Source organism: Flavobacterium sp. KACC 22763 (genome assembly GCF_028736155.1).
GTDB lineage: Bacteria > Bacteroidota > Bacteroidia > Flavobacteriales > Flavobacteriaceae > Flavobacterium.
This window is the reverse complement of the sequence record NZ_CP117879.1, coordinates 2,733,901-2,754,312: the sequence shown is the minus strand read 5'-3', so window position 1 is coordinate 2,754,312 and position 20,412 is coordinate 2,733,901. Positions and strand designations below refer to the sequence as shown.

Below are 20,412 nucleotides of genomic sequence, written 5' to 3'. Positions count from 1 at the left end.
TATGGTTAGTGTAAATTAATAAATGTGTAAAGAACGTATAAAGTCAGTAAAAATAGGATAAAAAGTGAGTTTATTATAAACAAGAAAAAACTTTTGATAAAAGATACTATTCTTGACTCGCCATAAAAACGATGATGCGCTGGATAGAAATAATAGCACATCCAAATTGTTCCTACAAATGTTGTAATTGATGATATGAAAGACAACGGGCTATCTTCTCCAAAAAGACCAATTAATCTGTCTATAATAAACATGATGAGAAAAATTAGCAGTAGGAAAGAAAAATAGTGGAGTGTGAAAATTCCATGATCAAAATAATACCATCTTTTTTTATTGTGAAAGAGCCACAAGAAAAAAGCAAAAAACGGCATAATTATAAAGAGGATTTTAGGAAGATTGTGAAAGAACGATTCGACAAATTTTTCATAAATCTCTTTTTTAGTGTATTTTTCGGTAACATGTATTGCTTTTTCAGTAAACCAATACGAAGAAGCATTCAACTTCTCGTTTTCTTTTCCATATTTTTGAATCGAGTCTATCTCTTTCATCGTTTTAAAATGAAAGTACTTTTTGTCGTCTTTTCTGCTTATGCTTAAGCTATCAGTAGCTTTAGATATTTCTTTGTTCAGTGCTTCTTCACTTTTATCAATTTTTTCACCGACATTGTTTGGAAACATCGCAATTAATAAAAAAGTAATAAAACTGATAAAAATATATAATCGGACAGGGGCTAAATAAGACAAACGTTTTCCTGAAAGATATTCTTTTGTAAGCGTTGAAGGCTTAAACAGTAAATTTTTTATTGTTTTCCAAAAAGCATTTTCATAATGCGTCAAATCTTCAAAGAAATGAACAAATAAATGATGAAAAGTTTTTCGGCTATCGCTGTTTTCTTGCCCGCAATTTGGGCAGAATTTTTGTTCCACAACATGCCTGCAGTTTAGACAAGTTTTGTCTTCTCTAATTTTATTATGTGACATTGGTTTATGTTAATTGATTTGTTTTGGTAGTTTTTAGGTATTTGTTTTTAGAAATTATTTTTTCAAAACTTCATTTAAGAAAAGCTGTAAGTGATCAAAAGATCGTTTTGCAGCAACAGCATTATATGCCGCACCTTTAGAATTATCACTTCCCGCTTCAGGATTTGTAAAAGAGTGAACCGAATTTGCATAATAAATCATTTGCCAGTCTGCTTTACCATCACGCATTTCCTGTTGGCATGCTGCGATTTCTTCTTTAGAAACAAAAGGATCATCGGCGCCATGGCAAATAAGGACTTTTGCAGAAATTGGCTCATTCTTTCTGCTGGCATCTTTTCCTAAACCGCCATGAAATGAAGCTATTCCTTTTACATTCAAATGGCCTCTTGCGGCTTCCAAAACTCCAGTTCCGCCAAAGCAGTAGCCAATAGCAACAATATTATCTTTATTAGCGCCTAATTTAATTAGTTCATGTAGGGCTATATCAATACGTTTTTGATAAGCTTCAAAATTAGTTTTGTAATATCCAGCTTGTTTTCCTGCTTCACCAGTATTTTTAGGATAATTTCCTTCTCCGTAAATGTCTGCGATAAAAACATGGTAACCCAGTTTAGATAGTTCTTCTGCGATTCCTTTAGAAGCGTTATCAATTCCGAGCCACGCTGGTAAAAGTAAGATTCCGGGGTTGTTGCTGCTTTTTTTAGCAGATTTTATAAATAAGCCATTTAGCTGTTGGCTTCCTTCAGTATATTTTATTGGTTTTAATTGCGCATTCATGAGATTAGAAAATAAGATTGCACTGAATAAAATGATTATCGAGTTTTTCATGATTTCTTCAATTTTTAACAAATATCAGAAATATTATGTTACAAAAAAACCTCACAAGTAAATTCTTGTGAGGTTTATAACCGATATTTTAAAAGAATATTTTCTTTTTATAAGGATATGTTTCGTTTAAAAGCGCAGCCCAATTCTACAATCGAATCGGTTTTGTCAATACCTGGAATTCCATCAATTTTTTCATAAAGAATACGACGCATATGTTCGTGATTTTTGGCAATGATTTTAATGTATAAAGTAAACGAACCCGTCACATAATAACATTCTGTAATCTCTGGAATTTCTTTAAGTGCTTCAATAATTCGTTCAGAATCAGAATCTTTGTTTAATGTGAGTCCAGTAAAAGATGCCCAGTCGTAGCCTATTTTCTTTTCCTGAATAATGGGTTTAATCCCGCCAATTACACCTTGTTCGATCATTCTGTTAATACGCTGATGCACCATGGTATTTGATATTTTCAGATTAGTAGCGATTGCAGAAAAGGCCATTCTTCCGTCTTTTTCTAATTCTTTAAGAATACTAATATCAAATTCGTCTAATATATCCATTAATTTAAATTATTAACTGTTTTATTGTTGCTTAGTGAATGTATGTAGTTCCTACGGAACATTCTTAATTATGACCTTATAATTTTACCAATATTTTATTCCTAACGGAATAATCTCGTAGAGGTTAAATATTGGTAGGCAATTTCAAATATAATTTTGTCCCGTAGGGACTACATTACGTTCTGTAATTATCAATATTTCCGAATTCATAAAAGTAGTTCTTTTTTTTAATAATTAAACTTCTAATTTCATTTCTCAAAAAATAAATATGCTTTTTTTACGCTGCTTAAATTTAAGTTTTGACTTTTATTTTGTTATTTTTAAGTCAAAAACAGTTTTTATGGATTGTTATTAATTAAATTTTGATATTTTTGTAAAAATAAAAAGCATATTATGATAAGTACAGAAAAAACACTTTCGTCAAAATCAGAAAATTTGATTGAAAAAGAAAACAAATATGGAGCTCATAATTATCATCCGCTTCCTGTAGTTTTAGAACGTGGAGAAGGCGTATATGTTTGGGATGTTGACGGTAAAAAATATTATGATTTTTTGTCTGCTTATTCAGCAGTAAATCAAGGTCATTGCCATCCAAAAATTGTGAATGCAATGATTGAGCAGGCACAAAAACTGACTTTGACTTCTCGTGCTTTTTACAACGATAAATTAGGAAATTACGAAGAATATGTAACGAAATATTTTGGTTTCGATAAAGTTCTTCCAATGAATACAGGTGCTGAAGCAGTTGAAACAGCTTTAAAAATTTCAAGAAAATGGGCGTATGAAGTAAAAGGAATTCCAGAAAATCAAGCGCAAATCATCGTTTGTGAGAATAATTTTCACGGAAGAACTACCACTATCATTTCATTTTCAAATGATGAAACAGCACGCAAAAACTTCGGACCTTTTACAGATGGTTTCATTAAAATTGAATATGATAATCTTGAAGCGCTTGAAAAGGCTTTAAATTCATCAAAAAATATCGCTGGATTTTTAGTTGAACCAATTCAGGGTGAGGCAGGAGTTTATGTTCCTTCTGAAGGTTATTTAGCGAAAGCGAAGGCACTTTGCGAAAAGCACAATGTACTTTTTATTGCAGATGAAGTTCAGACAGGAATTGCACGTACAGGAAAATTATTGGCAGTTCATCATGAAAATGTACAGCCTGATGTTTTAATTTTAGGAAAAGCCATTTCTGGCGGAGTTTATCCAGTTTCGGCAGTTTTATGTAATGACGAAATCATGAATGTGATTAAACCAGGACAGCACGGATCTACTTTTGGAGGAAATCCTGTTGCCGCGGCTGTTGCCATTGCAGCTCTTGAGGTTATTAAAGACGAAAAACTGGCTGAAAACGCAGAGCGTTTAGGAGTTATTTTAAGAGACGGATTAAATAAAATCGCTGAAAAAAATAATTTAATTACGCTAGTTCGCGGAAAAGGTCTTTTGAATGCAATTGTAATTAATACAGATGAAGAATCTGATTTGGCTTGGGAAATCTGCTTGAAATTTAGAGACAACGGATTATTGGCAAAACCAACTCACGGAAATAAAATTAGATTGGCACCGCCTTTGGTAATGACCGAAGAGCAGATTAAAGAATGTCTGGAGATTATCGAGAAATCTTTGAATGAGTTTAAATAATTCTTTCTAATAATTTAAAAATAAAAAGCAGCAAATTACTTGCTGCTTTTTTTGTAGACCATTTTTGTTTTAAAAAGCGACTGTTACAGTAACAATCGCTTTTTGTTATAATTACTAAAATATCAAAAAAGTAATTATTTTTTTGGAGCAGCACCAGGAATCAATTCTCCTTTTTGTTTGAATTTGCTGTATTCTACAACTCCTGTTTTATCTGCCCAGTCAAAGTATTTTGCCGAAAGATCATTTACAATTCCAGGATTTTGAGCTGCCACATTTGTAGTTTCTCCTCGGTCTGTTTCAAGATCATAAAGTTCCCATTGGTAAGATGGATAAATTGAAACCAATTTCCATTTGCCTTCACGAACGGCTCTGTTTCCAGCTCTTTCCCAAAATAAAGGCGCGCCACGGTTTACTTCTGAAGCATTGTCAAATAATACAGGCAATAAACTTTTTCCAGGAAGCGGATTAGAAGTTACTCCATTTAAAGTTTTAGGATATTCAATTCCAGTCAATTCGTAAAAAGTAGGAGCAAGATCAATAATATGTCCAGTTCCTTTATCGATTCTTCCTGCTTTAATTTTGGATGGATACCAAGCAATAAATGGAGAACTGAATCCGCCTTCGTGCATATTGTTTTTATAATCCTGCAAAGGTGTATTCGATAAATACGCCCAATTTTGTTCTTGGTAATCAAAAGAACCGGAAGAACCTACAGGACCATCATTTCGAACCAAACCTCTCCCTAACGGATTGTAGGTATTAAATCCGCCTTGAGCGCCATTATCAGAAATAAAAATAATTAGTGTGTTTTTATCCTTTTTCAGTTCTTTTAGCTTATTCAAAACTTTACCCACGTTTTGATCCATATTGTCAACCATTGCAGCATAGACTTCCATTTTTGCTTTCCAGAATTGCTTCTCATCATAAGTCAGTTTGCTCCATTCTGGAACTTCAGGATCTCTTGCCGAAACAGTTTGATTTGCGGGCAGGATGCCATTAGCTTTTAATTTCTCAATTCGTTTTTCTCTTAAAACATCCCAGCCTTGATCAAATTTGCCTCTATATTTTGCAATATCAACTGGTTTTGCCTGTAATGGCCAATGCGGAGCTGTAAAAGCCAAATACAAAAAGAAAGGTTTGTTTTCTTTGTTTTGTTCCTCTAAGAAAGTGACCGCATTATTGCCAATTTCATCTGTAAAATAATAAGAATCATCTTTTGGATGAAGCTCTTCGTTATTACGAATTAATTTCACGGGATAAGGTGTTTTTCCAAAAGGCAAAGGCTTGGTGTCAAAATAATTAGAAGCTCCTTTTAAGATACCATAAAATTTATCAAAACCTCTTTGGTTAGGCCATTGTGCTTGATCTTCAGAACCAACATGCCATTTTCCTGATAAAAGCGTGCTATATCCGCCTGAGCGAAAAACTTCACCTAATGTCAGAGATTCTTTGTTTAAATAACCTTGATACGCTGGCAAACCCAGATTAACATCAAAAAAACCAACTCCAGCTTTATGCTGATATTGTCCAGTTAATAAAGAAGCTCTTGTGGGCGCGCAGATGGAATTATTGTAAAATTCGCGAAGGCGTGTTCCTTCTTTTGCCAATCGATCTAGATTTGGAGTGCTAATTTCGGAGCCGTAATTTCCTAAATCTGAATATCCCATATCGTCTACCATAATCAAAATGATATTTGGTTTTGATGAATTATTCTGTGCATTCGATGGGTAAAAACCAACCGTTCCAGACGCAAGAAAAGACAGTAAAATGTTTTTTAGTTTGGTATTCATGGTATTGTTTTGTTGTTAATTTTCATTGGTTTTTTATTTATTGAAAAGTAAAAAAGCAATGAAAAGGGTAATAATAATATTGAATAATTGTGCAATTAAGAAGGCGAATAAAGGTTTCCTGCTATTGTTTTGAAGTAAATCTTTAAAATTGGTTTCTAAGCCTATACTTGTAAAAGCTAATGCAAACCAAACTCCTTGTAGGTTTTTCAGATTGTCCTTGACAGTATCTCGAACTTCTGGGCTTATAAAAAAAGAAAATAGGATAGAGGCTAAAATAAAACCGATAACAAATTTAGGAAAACGTTCCCAAATGACTTTTAAAGTCGGTTTAGATATTGCTTCAGAGGAATTGTTATGTGTGTAAGTCCAATAAATTGAAATAGCAAAAGCGGCTAATCCTAATAGTACATTTTGCGAAAATTTTACAATTGTACTAATTTTTAGTGCTGTTTCTCCAACCAAAGTTCCAGAAGCCACAACTGCACCAGAAGTATCAATGCTTCCTCCAAGCCAAGCACCAGTTACCTCTTCTGGGAAATTAAAATATTTAGCAATAATAGGCATGAAAATCATCATTGGAATTGCGGTAACCAAAACAATCGAGATTACATAAGATAATTTTTTTGAGTCGCCTTTGATCGCGCCAGAAGTTGCAATTGCCGCCGAAACGCCACAGATTGAAACGGCACTTGAAATCATCATGGTTAATTCGTCATCGACTTTTAGTTTCTTGCAAAGCCAGAAGGCAAAATACCAAACCGACAAAACCACTATTAAAGCCTGAATTAATCCTAATGAGCCAGCTTTTAAAATATCAGAGAAAATAACACTGGTTCCTAATAAAACCAATCCGATTTTGACAAATAATTCGGTCGATAAAGCAGCACGAAACCATTCTGGAAGTGTAAAGAAATTACCAATTGCTAAACCAATTATCAAACTGAAAATGACTGCTTCTAGATTTAGTGCTTTTACCTCAGAATTTCCTGCAATGATTAAGGCAATTATCGTTAAGAAATAAATTATAGGAAATCCCAAAATGAAATTTTTAACCGATTTTCCAACTAAGAATGTTCCAATTGTTCCGATAGAAATAAAATAAAGGAATTGAAGACCTATTGTTTGAGTGTTTTTAATTTCGAAAACATTATTTATTAAGTCTGTTCCGTTTGTCCACTTGAAAACGGGAACTTCTGGCAGAAAAATAAAGAGAGAAATTCCGATGATTAGAAAACCGAGAATAACGACGGTCCAATCTTCGTGAAGATTAAATTGTTTTGTTGAGGTTGACATTAAGGGTTGAATTAAATTCTTTAAGAATATTATTTGAATTGCCTCCAGCTTTAGCTGGAGGTAATTGATCTTTAGGATTAAACCCGACAGGTTTTTAAAACCTGTCGGGTTTGTAGAATACTTTTATTACAAATCAACAAAGTACTTTTGTTTTCCAAAGTCGAATTCATAATAGGTTAAATTTGGCCAAAGCGGTTTGATTAAGCCTTTTTCCCAAGTTTGCAAAGCTGTTTCTAATTCTTTTACTTTTTCAGGATTTAGTTGTGAGAGGTCTTTAGTTTCCGATTTATCTTTTGCAAGATTATAAAGCCATTTTTCATGCGTTCTTCCGCTAATGACTAATTTCCAATCGCCGCTTCGAACGGCTTTTGCATCGCCAGAACGCCAGTATAAATCTTTGTGTGCTACTTTATTTTCATTTACTGTTTTAACCAAATCAACACCATCATAAATTCTATCTTTTGGTAAATCAGAACCAATCGCAGCAGCAATGGTTGTAAAAAAATCTAAAGTGCTTACAGGCTGTTTATAAACTGTATGAGGTTTAATTTTTCCTTTCCACGAAAGTGCAAAAGGAACATTGATTCCGCCTTCGAAATGAGAAAATTTCCCGCCTTTAAGTGGAGCATTTGTTGTAGCAAAAGTATAATCGGCACCGCCATTGTCACTTGCAAAAATGATTAAAGTATTATCCTCTAATCCTTCTTTTTTGACTTTTTCGCGAATTCTTCCAATGGCATCATCCAAAGCGCTAATCATAGCAAAATAAACACGCTTGTTCTCGTCTTTAACATTTGGGAAACGATCGTAATATTTTTTGCGAACCTGAAACGGCGTATGAGGCGCATTAAAAGGAATATAAAGCAAGAAAGGCTTATTTTTATTTTTATCAATAAAAGCTTCTGCTTCTTCCGCAAATTTTTCGGTTAGATAGGCTTTTTCATCAATAATTGTGGTATCCCGACGGATTTGTCCAATTCCAACTCGGCCTTTTCCCCAAATGGTTTTGTCGGTAAAATCTTTATGATGATGATTAATAATATCTGGATTATCATCTTCTGGCGCATAAAGCGAGAAAGCTTGATAAAATCCGTAATGATAATCGAAACCTCTGTCTAAAGGGAAAAATCCTTTGTTGTGACCTAAATGCCATTTTCCAATTATTCCTGTGCTGTAACCTTGTCTTTTTGCCAAATCTGCAAAAGTGATTTCCGATTTTGGAAGCCCTTGCGTTGCAATAGATGCATCATTTGGATATTCGATTTTGTCATTCAATTTCCAATTGTCTGTTTCAATTAAATAATTAAAAGCATAATATTCCAGATTGTTTTTAGGATAGCGATCGCCCGGCTGATATTCATGCCCAAAACGTTCTTGATATCTTCCCGTAATTAATCCCGCTCTTGATGGCGAACAAATTGATGCAGAGGCGTAACCGTCTGTAAAAGTCGCGCCTGATGCGGCAAGCGAATCGATTTGTGGAGTTGGAGTCGATTTTCCGCCGTAGAGCGAAATATCGTATTTTCCTAAATCATCTGCCAGAAGGATAATGATATTGGTCTTTTTTCCAGAAATAGAATCTTTAGGTTTTGAAGCTAAAAACTCTTTTTTTCCTTCTGCCAATTTTGGATTTTCTTTGATTAAGGTTCCATAGGTATTAATTGGCCAGAATAAAAAAGCTGCCAGAATGAAAAGCGTGATTAAAATGGGGGTAACAATTTTGGTTATTTTTTTATAGTTTGCCATATTAAGGTTTTGATTTGTGTTGAGAGGAGTGTAAGAGCTTTGTCAAAGCTTTGCGCGTAGTTTTTGTCATTTCGACGAAGGAGAAATCTCCGTAAGTAGCTCCGCAACGAAAAAAAACAATCTTTGTAGAGCTTCTTGTGGAGATCCCTCGTTCCTCGGGATGACAAACTGTACGGTTTAAAAGAATTACTTAGAAGCCAATGCAACATCAACTTCATTCTTCAAGTCATTTATCCCTTCTTTCTTAAAAATAATTTTCCCGTTTTCATACAAGATTAAAGTCGGAAAAACTTTTACTGTTTTTAAATCGGCAATTACCTGTGGACTGTCTTCTAACTCAATTTCTACGATTTTTAAATTGTTTCCGTATTCAGATCTGATAGTTTCTAAAACTGGTTTTGCTTTTTTGCAAGCACCACAGTATTTCGAACCAATATCAACCAAAACTGTTTTATTTTCAGCAATAATTTTATTGAATTCGGCTAATGATAATTTGCTTTTTAGATTAGAATAAAAGGGTTTTCCGTTTCCAATCCAATTGGCAATTCCGCCTTCTAAACTATAGGCTTCTGAGAAACCATTTTTTAATAATTCTTTTTCTAAAGCAACACTTCTTCCAGCTCCGATAGAATAGATAAAAACAGGTTTAGATTTATCTAGTTTAGCAACAGATTGCGTGTAGTTTTCAGATTGAAGATTAAAGTTTACAGCACCTTCAATATGATTTAAAGCAAATTCTTCTGAAGTTCTAGCATCAACGATCTGTGGATTTTTTTGACTTTTTATTTTCGAATAAAATGAATCCAGCGACAATGAGCTGTGAATTTCATTTTGCGAAAAAGCAGCAACTGCCCATAAAAAGGCAATTGCTGTTATACTGGTTTTTAAGATTTGATTTTTCATTTTAAGAAGTATTAAACTTGTTCTAAAACTGGAGTAGGAGTTTCTTCTAAAGCTGCCTTAGGTTTTGACGGAAGCGATAATACGCCTTCGGCAAGAGAACTGCCTTCTTTTTTAGATTTAAAAATTGGCCATAGAAACTGAGCGTACCATTCTTCTTGTTTGTATGATTTTGTTCCGAACGATTTTGGATATTTACGTGTTATTAATCCGGTTCCGAAAATGATATCCCAGATAAAAAACATATTTCCAAAGTTTCCTTTAAAATGTCCAACACCGTCTCCACTTGTATCTGCATGATGCGCTTGATGTGTTGCAGGAGTAGAAATCAACCTTTCCAAAACCCATGCAATTGGATGTAATACTTTGTATTTGTAAAAAGGTTTATCCCATGGAATGCTTGAGTGTGCTCCCAAAGTGATGAAACGTTTAATTACTAAAACAAATAAAGCAGGAAGCCCTAAACCTAAATAGGTTAATGTCGTCGTCAAATAAATCTGAGAGAAGAAAAGTGTATAAATAAAGTTCTGTCTAGAAGCCATCGCCATTCCCATATATGGAGCTGAGTGATGTGTTCTGTGAAAACGCCATAAAAACGGAACTTGATGATGCAGTCTATGATACCAATACTGCGTTAAATCATCAGCAATTGCGATAAGGAAAAATCCTCCCCAAAACGGAACCCATGATAATGAATTGGCCAAATTTGGCAATAAATATGGCAAAGCTGTTAAGCTGAAAAAAGCAATTACGGGAGGTAAAAGCAATTCTGGAGCTAAGAAACAAACAATGTCTATTTTACGTTCTTCGCCTGTCCATTCGTCATCATACAATCCAGCAGCAAATTCTATAATTCCTAAAACGATCATAAATACCGTTAATCCCCAAGTTCTAATATTAGCAAAAACAGGTTGGGCAAATTCTAAAAATGACGGCAGTGTAATATGCGATTCACTTACAGCTCCGCCTGTTAATTTAAAATACAGGTAAATTGCCAGTACTGGCAATGAATAAATGAAGAAACTTATCGTTAAGTCTCTAGTTAATTTTTCTTTTTGAACTATTGCCATGATTTCTTATTTTAAAAATTGATTTACTACTGCTAATCCGCCAGCCAGAATCGCCAGCGGAACTAAAAACAAGATTATCCCCACGACAATCTTTTTTCCTATAATTTCATAATCTACTCGTTTCATAATTATTCGTTTTATGTCCTGCAAGGTTTTCAAAACCTTGTAGGTATTTGTTTTTTTAGTAGAAACCTACAAGGTTTTCAAAACCTTGCAGGTTCTGTAATATTAATTGTTGGTTCCTCCAGGTTTAGTTGCCTGTTTAATCAAGTCGGAAACTGTTTTTCCTTTGTCAGCACCCGTGTTGTGGATTCTTCTGTTGTACACATCTTGCCAATCAATCAAAGGATATAGATTGTTTTCTTTGGCCTGTTCGTCAAATAATTTTTGAAGTTCAGCCAGTTTTTCAGGATATTTTTTCGCTAGATTGTTACGTTCGTTAAAATCTTCGTTTAGGTTATACAATTCCCAAACGTCTGTATCAAAATTGCTTGGAGCAGGTTTTTCATTGCTTCCTAAAGATTTTTTCACAGCAAAAGAATCTGGCAAATGTGCTGCAGAAGCTTTCCATCCGTCTTTGTAAATGGCTCTGTTTCCGAAGATGTAGTAATACTGAACTTTGTGCAATGATTCTGCTTTCGGATTATCTAAAGAAGCTTGGAACGAAGAACCTTGAATAATGTCTTGTTTGATTCCTTTAATATATTCTGGAGCTTTAATTCCAACAATATCTAAAGTCGTTGGCAAAAGATCAGTTACGTGGCTGTATTGGTTTCTGATGCCGCCTTTGTCTTTTATTCCGTTTGGATAAAAAACAATCAACGGATTGCGAGTTCCACCTTCAGATTGTGCATCTTGTTTCCAGTTTTTAAAGGGAGCATTGGTTGCCTGCGCCCATCCTAAAGGATAATTGGTATTTAGACCTTTTGCAGTTCCAATTTCTCCAATGTTGTTTAAGTTGCTTTGGAAGTTTTCTTCATCTGTTTTTCCTTGAGCAAACAAACTCTGATTGATTGTTCCTTGCAGCGTTCCTTCTTTACTAGCTCCGTTGTCACCAATAGCAACAAAGATTAAAGTATTATCCAATTGTCCACTTTGTTTTAAATAATCCACAACTCTTCCAATTTCATAATCTGTATAAGTCAGGAATCCAGCGTAAACTTCCATGAATCTTGCGTATACTTTCTTTTGGTCTGGAGTTAATTTTTTCCATTCAGTGATTAAAGCATTACGATCTGGCAGTCCAGCATTTTGAGGAAAAATTCCTAATTTCTTTTGGTTTGCCAATACTTTCTCGCGGTAAACATCCCAACCTTCGTCAAATTTTCCTTTGTATGGTTCAACCCATTTTTCGGCAACCTGATGAGGTGCGTGAACAGCTCCTGGCGCATAGTATAAGAAAAATGGTTTCCCAGGCGCTGCTTTCTGCTGTTTCTGAATATAACTGATGGCTTTGTCTGTAATCAATTCATTCAAATGGCGTCCATCAGGTTTAATATGAACTTGATCTTCTACCAAATCAGGATTGTATTGATCGGTTTGCGAACCTAAGAATCCGTAGAAATGATCGAAACCTTTTCCTGTTGGCCATCTGTCAAACGGACCCGCATCTGTAGCATCTTCGTCTGGTGTAACGCCATATTTTCCAACCGCAAAAGTGTTGTATCCGTTGTCACGTAAAATCTCTGCAATGGTTCCTTTATCAGAAGGAATTCTTCCATCCCAACCAGGAAAACCTGCAGATAAAATAGTATGAGAAAATCCGCTCACGTGAACTCTTCCTGAATTTCTTCCAGTCAATAAAGCGGCGCGGGTAGGAGCACAAATTGCTGTTGTATGGAAGTTTGTATAACGAAGTCCGTTATTTGCTAGATTATCAAAAGTTGGCGTATTGATTAAACCTCCAAAAGCGCTTGAAGCTCCAAATCCAACATCGTCTAAAAGAATCCAAACAATATTCGGAGCGCCTTTTGGTGCCGTTACAGGATCTGGCCAATATTCTTTAGAATCGGCTAAAGTTTTGCCGATTGTACCCTTAAATTCTTGTTTGTCCTGTGCAAATCCTAATTGTGCAATTAGGACAGCAGTAATCAAAAGCCCTTTCTTAGAGCCTTTGATTGAAATGCTATTTTTTAAATTTTTCATTTTTTATAGTTTTTTAGTTATATGGTTTTAAATAATGGTTCTTATTTTTTTAACACATAGAATCATAGTTTTAGAGCCGATAAAAGGCGTTTCACTTATTTCAATTCACATAGCAACTATGTGTGGAGAAACGAGTTTCTCTTTTACTTTCTTTATTAATAATTTAAAATCTATGCCTCTATGTGTTTAATTTTTTTAATATCCAGGATTCTGAGGTAATCCATCAGGATTGATATTTCTTTCGCTTTGCGGAATTGGATAAAGATTATTTCGTTCTGAAACTGAGTTTTTAGCTGTTACTTTTTTTACCTCTGTAACCAATGTTCCCCATCTTACCAAATCAAACCATCTTTGCCCTTCCTGAACAAATTCTTTTTTGCGCTCTTCTTGAATTGCCGCTCTAAAAGAGGTCTGATTTAATCCAACTAAATCCACGGTCGCATCTGCAGTTGTAATCGCTTTTCCAAAAGCTCTTCTTCTCACTTGATTAATCAATTCGTATGCTTCGGGAGTTGGACCGCCTTGTTCATTTATTGCTTCCGCTAAAGACAAAAGAATGTCCGCATAACGAATAACTGGGAAATTAATCGCTACGTTTCCTGGAGTAGCCAAATTGGATAAATCCAAGTATTTTTTGAAGATTGGTTTCGGGAAAGTATATAGCGTTCCTGTTGCTGGGTTAAGCAATTGTTTGGCATAACTAACATCTCTTCTTTTATCTCCTGCAGCATAGATATCGTAAAACAAAGCAACGTCTGAGATAATATCTGCTGGTTCTGTTGCGGTGAATCCAGTAAAAGAAGTTGCTTGAAAAGTACTTCCGCTAGAACCGTTTCCTGCTTGATTTGGCTCAAACTGAACAGAGAAAATATGCTCTTTTCCGTTCTTTTTTGTTTTAGTGAAAATGTCTTGGAAATCTTCAAACAAAGCATATCCATAACCGCCATTAATTACTTCTCTAGATTTTGCAATAGCATTTGGCCAGTCTTTTCTAGTTAGATATACTTTTGCTAAAATCGCTTTTGCAGCTCCCGATGTAGCGCGTCCAGCATCTGCTGCTGGATACGTTTTTGGAAGGGCTTCGGCGTCTGTCAAATCTTTAACGATTTGATTGTAAACTTCGTCAACCGTAGAACGATTTGTTTTTAAATCTCCCAAATTGATAGAAGTAGCTTCGTGCAAAACAATTGGAACTCCGCCCCAAAGACGAACTGCCTGAAAGTATAATAAACCTCTAATAAATTTAGCTTCGTTAATCAATCTAGTTTTAATAATATCTGAACCCGATACTTTCGGAATATTATCAATAGAAACATTGGCTCTGTTGATTCCGTTATAAATTTGTCTCCAAGCCACTTGAACACGATCTGAAGTAGCATCATGCGTTAAACTACTCAAAGCTCTAACTTGCGGATTGGTTGCCGAAACTCCCGCTGCCGCATAATCTGAAGCCATATCGGTTAAGAAATAAAGGTTTCTTCCAAACAAACTCTGCTCGCCTGGGTCAAGGCTTAAAGAAGCATAAACAGCAGTTACACTTGCAGTAGCATCATCTTGAGTGACAAAATAATTGTCTTCGGTTACAAAAGAGGTAGGTGTTACCTCTAGATCGGCGCACGATACCAATAGGCCGGCACTTAAAAGGAATGTTATAATGATCTTTTTCATTTTGATATTTTTTTACTTAGAAAGTTACGTTCAAGCCCGAGATGAATGTTTTTGAGTTTGGATAAGAACCAAAATCAATTCCCGGATATAAGTTATTTTGTTCGTATGAACTTACCTCTGGATCGTAGCCAGTGTATTTTGTCCATGTAATTAAGTTTTCTGCTGAGATGTAAACTTTTACGCTTTTTGTCCCCAGTTTTTTAGAAACGCTTTTAGGTAAAGTGTATCCTAATGTGATTAATTTTAATCGTAAGAAAGATGCATCTTCTACATAGCGTTCAGAAACAATTCCTAGTGGTGAACTAGAAGCTCTAGGAATTTCATTACTTGGGTTCGTTGGTGTCCAGCGGTCATTTAAAGTGGCTGCAGCATTGGTTCCAAGTGTAGAGATTTCTAATTGCTGATTTAAAGCATTGAAGATTTTTCCGCCGTATGCTCCTTGAAAAGAGAAATTCAAATCAAAATCATTGTATGAAACTGTATTGCTGAAGCTTCCCACAAATTTTGGCTGAGAAGTGCCTAAATTTCCTTTGTCAAGAGCGGTAATTACACCATCTCCGTTGGTATCAACATATTTTCTATCTCCGACTTTGGTGTTTGCCAAACTGTTGATTTTTGGCTGTGTGTTAACTTCTTCCTGAGTCTGGAAAATTCCGTTGGTTCTATATCCCCAAAAAGTTCCTAAAGGCAACCCTACTTTTACAATTACGGGCTGTTGTTGTAGCAAAGATCCGTTTGGCACTACAGGAAAAAATTCGTTTACACCATTTCCGATTTCGGTAACTTTATTTCTATTTAAAGAAAATACGATGTTCGAGTTCCACGCGAAGTTTTCGGTTTTGATGTTTTCAGTGGTTAAACCAACTTCAAAACCTTTATTTTCAACTCCACCAATGTTTTGAAGAACTGTTGCATAACCTGAACTCAATGGCACTGGAACATTGATTAATAGGTCCTTTGTCTTTTTGTAATACACATCAAAAACAAAATTGATTTTTCGATCTAATAATGATAAATCCAATCCAACGTTATACTGATTTGTTTTTTCCCATTTCAAATCTGGATTTGCCAATCGGGTAGGAGCTAAACCGGTGTATAATGTTCCTCCAAAAGAATAGTTTACAGATCCCATTGAAGCCAACGGAAGATAATTTCCAATTTCTTGGTTTCCTGTAGTTCCTGCTGTAATTCTCAATTTTGCTTCCGTTACACCTTTAATATTGTTGGCAAATTCTTCGTCAGTAATATTCCAAGAAAATCCAGCAGAAGGGAAATAACCCCAAAGCGATTCTGAACCAAATCTTGAAGAACCATCTGCACGTCCAGATAAAGTGAAATTGTATTTTCCTTTATAAGAGTAATTTACTCTCGCCAGCCAAGATTTCAGAACACTTTCATAAGCGTCACTATACGGTTTTACAGGAACACCATCTTGAATGGCATTGTAGGTATTGGCATCATTTACAAAAGTTTGGGCACCTGCATTTACTACCTCACCTTTTGTATATTGAAGGGTGTAACCTCCTAAAGCAGAAAACTTATGATCTGCGCCAAAATGAGTATTATAATTCAGCGTATTTTCATTCAGAACAGAACTTACTAATCTTTCTCCAATAGAAGCCAAACCTTTTGTTCCTGCACCTGTAGTAGTGTTTGAAGGCGCGTAATAGTTTTGTTTCGTATTCAAAACATCACCGCTTACAGCAACTTTTGCCGTTAATTCTTTATTGAATTTATACTCGCCAAATAAACTAGTTAGAATTCTGTTTAATTTGGTTTCGTTGGTTGTGTTATCCAAATCGTTAATCGGATTCGGAACATAACCATTTACGGAAGTTGCATAAGGATTGTTCGTTACATTGTAACTGCCATCCGCATTTTTGATTGGAACAACTGGAGCAGTTAAAACAACGCTAACCAATGGATTTGGATTCCTTCCAGCTCCCGCGCCGCCATTTGTACCGACACCATTTGCAATCGAGTTGGTATAATTGGCATTTACCCCAAATTTGAATTTCTGAGAATAGTTTCTTTCATAGTTGGCTCGAAGAGAAATACGTTTGAAATCAGATCCTAAAACAATACCATCTTGGTCAAAATACCCTGCAGAAACTGCATATCTTGATTTTTCATCTCCGCCAGAAAATGATAAATTATGGTTTTGTACAGGTGCCGCAGTTACAAAGGCTGCCGATTGCCAATCGTAATTTCCAGAAGTTTTTAAAGCTTCAATTTGTTCAGGAGAAAAAGAAGGAGCTTGGCCAATACTTGCCTGAACATCGTTTCTTAAACTTGCCCATTCGCTGGCATTCATTAATCTCAGTTTCTTTGAAATATTCTGGAAACCGAAATAACCTTGGTACGAGATGTTATCTTGTCCTTTTGTTCCTTTTTTGGTTGTAATAATGACAACTCCATTAGCACCACGAGAACCATAAATCGCTGTCGCAGAAGCGTCTTTTAGAACTTCGATAGATTCTATATCAGCAGGATTAATAGTCGATAGAACGTTTACGGTTGCCCCAGCATAAGTTACGCCAGCTCCACTGTTGCTATTATCGTTGTAAATTAAAATTCCATCAACAACATAAAGCGGTTCGTTACCAGCAGTAATAGAGTTTCCTCCACGAATGCGAACACTAGAAGAAGCTCCTGGACGTCCAGAACTTTGTGTAACTACAACTCCTGCTACAGCTCCTCTTAATAAATTATCTGCCGATGAGGTTACCTGAGATAAATTGGCTTTTGGAACTGAAGCTACAGATCCTGTAATATCTTTTCTCTTTTGAGTTCCGTAACCCACAACTACCAATTCGTCTAGTTCTTGGCGTTCTTCTTTAAGATTAATAATTACTGGATTTTTCTCAACAATGACTTCCAATTTTTTATATCCAATGTAACTTACGATCAATGTGTAGGGAAATTTCTGTCCCGTTTGAAAATAAAATTTTCCTTCTGCATCTGTAACAACACCGTGAGTTGTTCCTTTAATGGTTACAGAAGCACCTATAATGGGCTGATTTGTAATATCATCAACAACAGTTCCGTCTAGTTTAGATTGAATGAGCGGGGTGGTATTCTGGGCTTGTATTCCTGCTGTTATGAAGAGTAGAAACAGCAGTATGTGTATGTTTAACTTTTTTTTCATTTCTTTGTGTTGGTTTTAAGTAATTAACAAGACGCCCTGAGCACTGTTTATACAGCACTCTAAAAGGTGTTCTTGATTTAGTGATAAATGTTCTTTAAGCCTTGCCATTTCTGTTGCCGCAGAAATGGCTTTTTTTATTTACAGCAACAGGTTTGCATTGTTTTCATTTTAGTCTTTTTAGTTGTTAGTTATTTAAATTTTTGAATAATAGATATAGTTTCAAGAATCTTTTCCAACACATTCGAATGTGTCAGAGAGATTTCTTGGTTAAAATTCAGTAAATATTTTAGGTGATGTTTTTTATGTTTTGCTTCGATATAGATTCTAAAGGCAAACAAAATAAAAGTAGATTATTAACAACAGAAACACATATAACAAAAAGTGCTATAAGTGTATTTTTTAGGAAGAATGTAACGCGATATGCTTTCTGTTGTTTTCACAATAATAGTTTTTTATAGTTGGAAATATTATTTTAAACTCTACTAATCCTATAGACAAAGTTAAATTTTATATAATAAAAACCAAAAGTTTAGACGATTTTTTTTGAAAAAGTCTTTTTAAGAGTTAGAAATCGAATGTAAAATAGTATATAATGTGTTGGTTTTTAGGTAATTGTATGTTTTGTTTAATGTAAAAACAATGTTAATTTAATTTTTAATTCAAGCACAAAATTGTAGTATTTTACATTTAAAATGCTTGTTCCTAATACTTTGTAAGATACGTAAAAGCTCTAAAAACGTCTTATAAATGTTTCAGAATGAGTTGATGCACAATTTAAGGCCAACATTAGTAAGTTATGTAGCAATAATTTTAAATTTTGTTATATTGTTTATTATTAGTGTTTTAACTGTTTTTTTTCTAATTTTAATACATTCTTATTTTTAGCAGGAAAATTGAAATATTTCTGCAATATTGATTTATAGGTTAAATTTTTCAGTAATAATTCTAACACTATTTTTCTATGTCTGATCTTTCCCAATCACATCGCATTCTTTTTTTTAATACGTTAGCATTTATAATTTGTTTTGCCTGCTGGACGTTAAATGGAGTATTAGTAACTTTTTTAAACGACCGTGGTATTTTTGAATGGAGTGTCGTCGAGATAGGATGGCTTCTCGGGATTCCGATTTTAACAGGTTCGGTAATGCGTTTGCCAATGGGAATTCTCACTGATAAATTTGGAGGGAAACCTGTTTTTTCCTGTTTATTGATTTTGAGTTCAATTCCATTATTTCTTTTGCCTTTTGCTTATAATTTCTGGACGTTTGCGATTTTGAGTTTTTTATTCGGAATGGTAGGAACTAGTTTTGCCATTGGCGTAGGCTATACTTCAGTTTATTATCCAAAAGAATGGCAAGGAAGAGCGTTAGGTATTTTCGGAATGGGAAATTCTGGCGCTGCACTGACCACTTTTCTAGCTCCGACATTATTGACAAAATTTTCGGAAAGTGATCCAGAAAATGGCTGGAAATGGCTTCCAATTATTTATGCAAGTGTTTTGCTTGCTATGGGAATTGTTTTTTTGATTTTTACAAAAAATAAAAAAATTGAAGCAGCACCTAAAACAATAAATCAAGTTTTTACACCGCTTAAAAGTATCCGAGTTTGGCGTTTTGGATTATATTATTTTCTTGTTTTTGGTTCATTTGTAACATTTTCGCAATGGTTGCTTCCCAATTTTTTAAACGTATATCATACGACTTTGGTTATGGGCGGAATTTTTGCTGCTATATTTAGTTTACCATCTGGAGTTATCAGAGCTTATGGCGGATTTTTATCTGATCGTTTTGGTGCGAGAAAAGTAATGTATTGGGTTTTGAGTTCTTCAGTTGTTTTAAGTTTTCTGCTGATGTTTCCAAAAATGGATATTACAACATCTGGTTCTGGTATTACAGCAGCAAAAGCGGGAACAGTTACGGATGTTTCAAACGATAAAATTGTTATTGGCGATAAAACCTATCCGATAATTCAAGAAGATAAAAATGCTGCGCACAGTAAATTTTTCCCATCAAAAAAGTCTTGGCAGCAAGTTGTAGTAGAGCAAAATCAGGAAGTTCAAAAGAAAGATTTATTGGCAGAAGGAATCACCCAAATTCATTTTGAAGCCAATATGTGGATTTATTTAGTTTTAGTAATTCTGATTGGTTCTGCGTGGGGAATTGGCTCTGCAGCGGTGTATAAACATATTCCGGATTATTTTCCAAATGAAGTTGGCGTTGTAGGTGGAATGGTTGGCTTACTCGGCGGTTTAGGTGGATTTGTTGGACCAATTATCTTCGGTTATCTTTTAAGTACAACTGGTTTCTGGACAAGTTCATGGATGTTTATTTTGGCAGTTTCTCTTATTTGTTTAATATGGATGCATCGTGTTGTTGTGAATTTGATGAAAGAGAAATCACCAGAATTTGCTAAAGATATGGATCGAAAACATTAAAATAGATTTATAAAAACAGAAAAAGCCTTTTCTAAATACAGAAAAGGCTTTTTCTGTTTTAAAAGATATTCATTTTCTGTTATTTAGGATGTTTTAAAATAAGATAAAAATATCTTTTATATGATATATGTCATATAAATTATCAGATTGAGACTATAATTTTGCTTGCATAATTGATGATAATCACTCGATTATATTCAGGTAAT

Annotated in this window: 13 protein-coding genes; 2 read left to right on the top strand and 11 right to left on the bottom strand. The window is 34.7% G+C overall.

The annotated features are described in order from the left end of the window. Nucleotides 1-5: 5 nt before the first annotated feature. The 3 genes from PQ463_RS11025 to PQ463_RS11015 form a co-directional block, all read right to left on the bottom strand. The gene (locus tag PQ463_RS11025) at nt 6-980 is read right to left on the bottom strand and encodes a DUF3667 domain-containing protein (RefSeq protein ID WP_274257887.1); all 975 of its coding nucleotides are present in this window, start codon (nt 978-980) and stop codon (nt 6-8) included. Between the two features lie 54 nt (nt 981-1,034). Beyond that, entirely contained in the window at nt 1,035-1,808 is a 774-nt protein-coding gene (locus PQ463_RS11020) for a dienelactone hydrolase family protein (RefSeq protein ID WP_274257886.1), read from the bottom strand. Nucleotides 1,809-1,915: 107 nt separating this feature from the next. After that, entirely contained in the window at nt 1,916-2,368 is a 453-nt protein-coding gene (locus PQ463_RS11015) for an Lrp/AsnC family transcriptional regulator (RefSeq protein WP_274257884.1), read from the bottom strand. Between the two features lie 393 nt (nt 2,369-2,761). Here PQ463_RS11015 and rocD point away from each other — a divergent pair, with 393 nt between their 5' ends. Further along, nucleotides 2,762-4,012 (top strand): ornithine--oxo-acid transaminase, encoded by a 1,251-nt coding sequence (gene rocD, locus PQ463_RS11010; protein WP_274257883.1) that lies wholly within the window; start codon nt 2,762-2,764, stop codon nt 4,010-4,012. Between the two features lie 134 nt (nt 4,013-4,146). Here rocD and PQ463_RS11005 read toward each other — a convergent pair whose 3' ends face one another. The 8 genes from PQ463_RS11005 to PQ463_RS10970 all read right to left on the bottom strand — a co-directional run bounded on the left by PQ463_RS11005 (nt 4,147) and on the right by PQ463_RS10970 (nt 17,772). Continuing rightward, complete coding sequence (locus PQ463_RS11005; RefSeq protein WP_274257882.1) at nt 4,147-5,802, bottom strand: arylsulfatase; 1,656 nt, start codon at nt 5,800-5,802, stop codon at nt 4,147-4,149. Nucleotides 5,803-5,835: 33 nt separating this feature from the next. Further along, nucleotides 5,836-7,095 carry a YeiH family protein gene (locus PQ463_RS11000; RefSeq protein ID WP_274257881.1) on the bottom strand — a complete coding sequence of 420 codons (1,260 nt, stop codon included), beginning with the start codon at nt 7,093-7,095 and terminating at the stop codon, nt 5,836-5,838. 126 nt (nt 7,096-7,221) lie between these two features. Beyond that, nucleotides 7,222-8,841, bottom strand: a complete 1,620-nt coding sequence (locus PQ463_RS10995) for a sulfatase-like hydrolase/transferase (RefSeq protein ID WP_274257879.1) — start codon at nt 8,839-8,841, stop codon at nt 7,222-7,224. 186 nt (nt 8,842-9,027) lie between these two features. Then, entirely contained in the window at nt 9,028-9,744 is a 717-nt protein-coding gene (locus PQ463_RS10990; protein ID WP_274257877.1) for a thioredoxin domain-containing protein, read from the bottom strand. An 11-nt stretch (nt 9,745-9,755) separates the two neighbouring features. After that, nucleotides 9,756-10,811, bottom strand: a complete 1,056-nt coding sequence (locus PQ463_RS10985) for a sterol desaturase family protein (protein WP_274257875.1) — start codon at nt 10,809-10,811, stop codon at nt 9,756-9,758. Nucleotides 10,812-11,039: 228 nt separating this feature from the next. Then, nucleotides 11,040-12,956 carry an arylsulfatase gene (locus PQ463_RS10980; protein ID WP_274257873.1) on the bottom strand — a complete coding sequence of 639 codons (1,917 nt, stop codon included), beginning with the start codon at nt 12,954-12,956 and terminating at the stop codon, nt 11,040-11,042. Between the two features lie 195 nt (nt 12,957-13,151). After that, nucleotides 13,152-14,624 (bottom strand): RagB/SusD family nutrient uptake outer membrane protein, encoded by a 1,473-nt coding sequence (locus PQ463_RS10975; RefSeq protein WP_274257872.1) that lies wholly within the window; start codon nt 14,622-14,624, stop codon nt 13,152-13,154. A gap of 16 nt (nt 14,625-14,640) precedes the next feature. Then, nucleotides 14,641-17,772: a SusC/RagA family TonB-linked outer membrane protein gene (locus PQ463_RS10970; protein WP_274257870.1), complete on the bottom strand. Its 3,132-nt coding sequence runs from the start codon at nt 17,770-17,772 to the stop codon at nt 14,641-14,643. Between the two features lie 961 nt (nt 17,773-18,733). Here PQ463_RS10970 and PQ463_RS10965 point away from each other — a divergent pair. Beyond that, nucleotides 18,734-20,206 (top strand): MFS transporter, encoded by a 1,473-nt coding sequence (locus PQ463_RS10965; RefSeq protein ID WP_274257868.1) that lies wholly within the window; start codon nt 18,734-18,736, stop codon nt 20,204-20,206. Nucleotides 20,207-20,412: the final 206 nt, after the last annotated feature.

What these genes read in the sequence shown, in the direction of transcription:
- PQ463_RS11020 (WP_274257886.1), bottom strand. Translation starts at nt 1,808, where the DNA reads ATGAAAAACTCGATAATCATTTTATTCAGTGCAATCTTATTTTCTAAT.
- PQ463_RS10980 (WP_274257873.1), bottom strand. Translation starts at nt 12,956, where the DNA reads ATGAAAAATTTAAAAAATAGCATTTCAATCAAAGGCTCTAAGAAAGGG.
- PQ463_RS11005 (WP_274257882.1), bottom strand. Translation starts at nt 5,802, where the DNA reads ATGAATACCAAACTAAAAAACATTTTACTGTCTTTTCTTGCGTCTGGA.
- PQ463_RS10965 (WP_274257868.1), top strand. Translation starts at nt 18,734, where the DNA reads ATGTCTGATCTTTCCCAATCACATCGCATTCTTTTTTTTAATACGTTA.
- PQ463_RS10970 (WP_274257870.1), bottom strand. Translation starts at nt 17,772, where the DNA reads ATGAAAAAAAAGTTAAACATACACATACTGCTGTTTCTACTCTTCATA.
- rocD (WP_274257883.1), top strand. Translation starts at nt 2,762, where the DNA reads ATGATAAGTACAGAAAAAACACTTTCGTCAAAATCAGAAAATTTGATT.
- PQ463_RS10995 (WP_274257879.1), bottom strand. Translation starts at nt 8,841, where the DNA reads ATGGCAAACTATAAAAAAATAACCAAAATTGTTACCCCCATTTTAATC.
- PQ463_RS10975 (WP_274257872.1), bottom strand. Translation starts at nt 14,624, where the DNA reads ATGAAAAAGATCATTATAACATTCCTTTTAAGTGCCGGCCTATTGGTA.
- PQ463_RS10990 (WP_274257877.1), bottom strand. Translation starts at nt 9,744, where the DNA reads ATGAAAAATCAAATCTTAAAAACCAGTATAACAGCAATTGCCTTTTTA.
- PQ463_RS11025 (WP_274257887.1), bottom strand. Translation starts at nt 980, where the DNA reads ATGTCACATAATAAAATTAGAGAAGACAAAACTTGTCTAAACTGCAGG.
- PQ463_RS10985 (WP_274257875.1), bottom strand. Translation starts at nt 10,811, where the DNA reads ATGGCAATAGTTCAAAAAGAAAAATTAACTAGAGACTTAACGATAAGT.
- PQ463_RS11000 (WP_274257881.1), bottom strand. Translation starts at nt 7,095, where the DNA reads ATGTCAACCTCAACAAAACAATTTAATCTTCACGAAGATTGGACCGTC.
- PQ463_RS11015 (WP_274257884.1), bottom strand. Translation starts at nt 2,368, where the DNA reads ATGGATATATTAGACGAATTTGATATTAGTATTCTTAAAGAATTAGAA.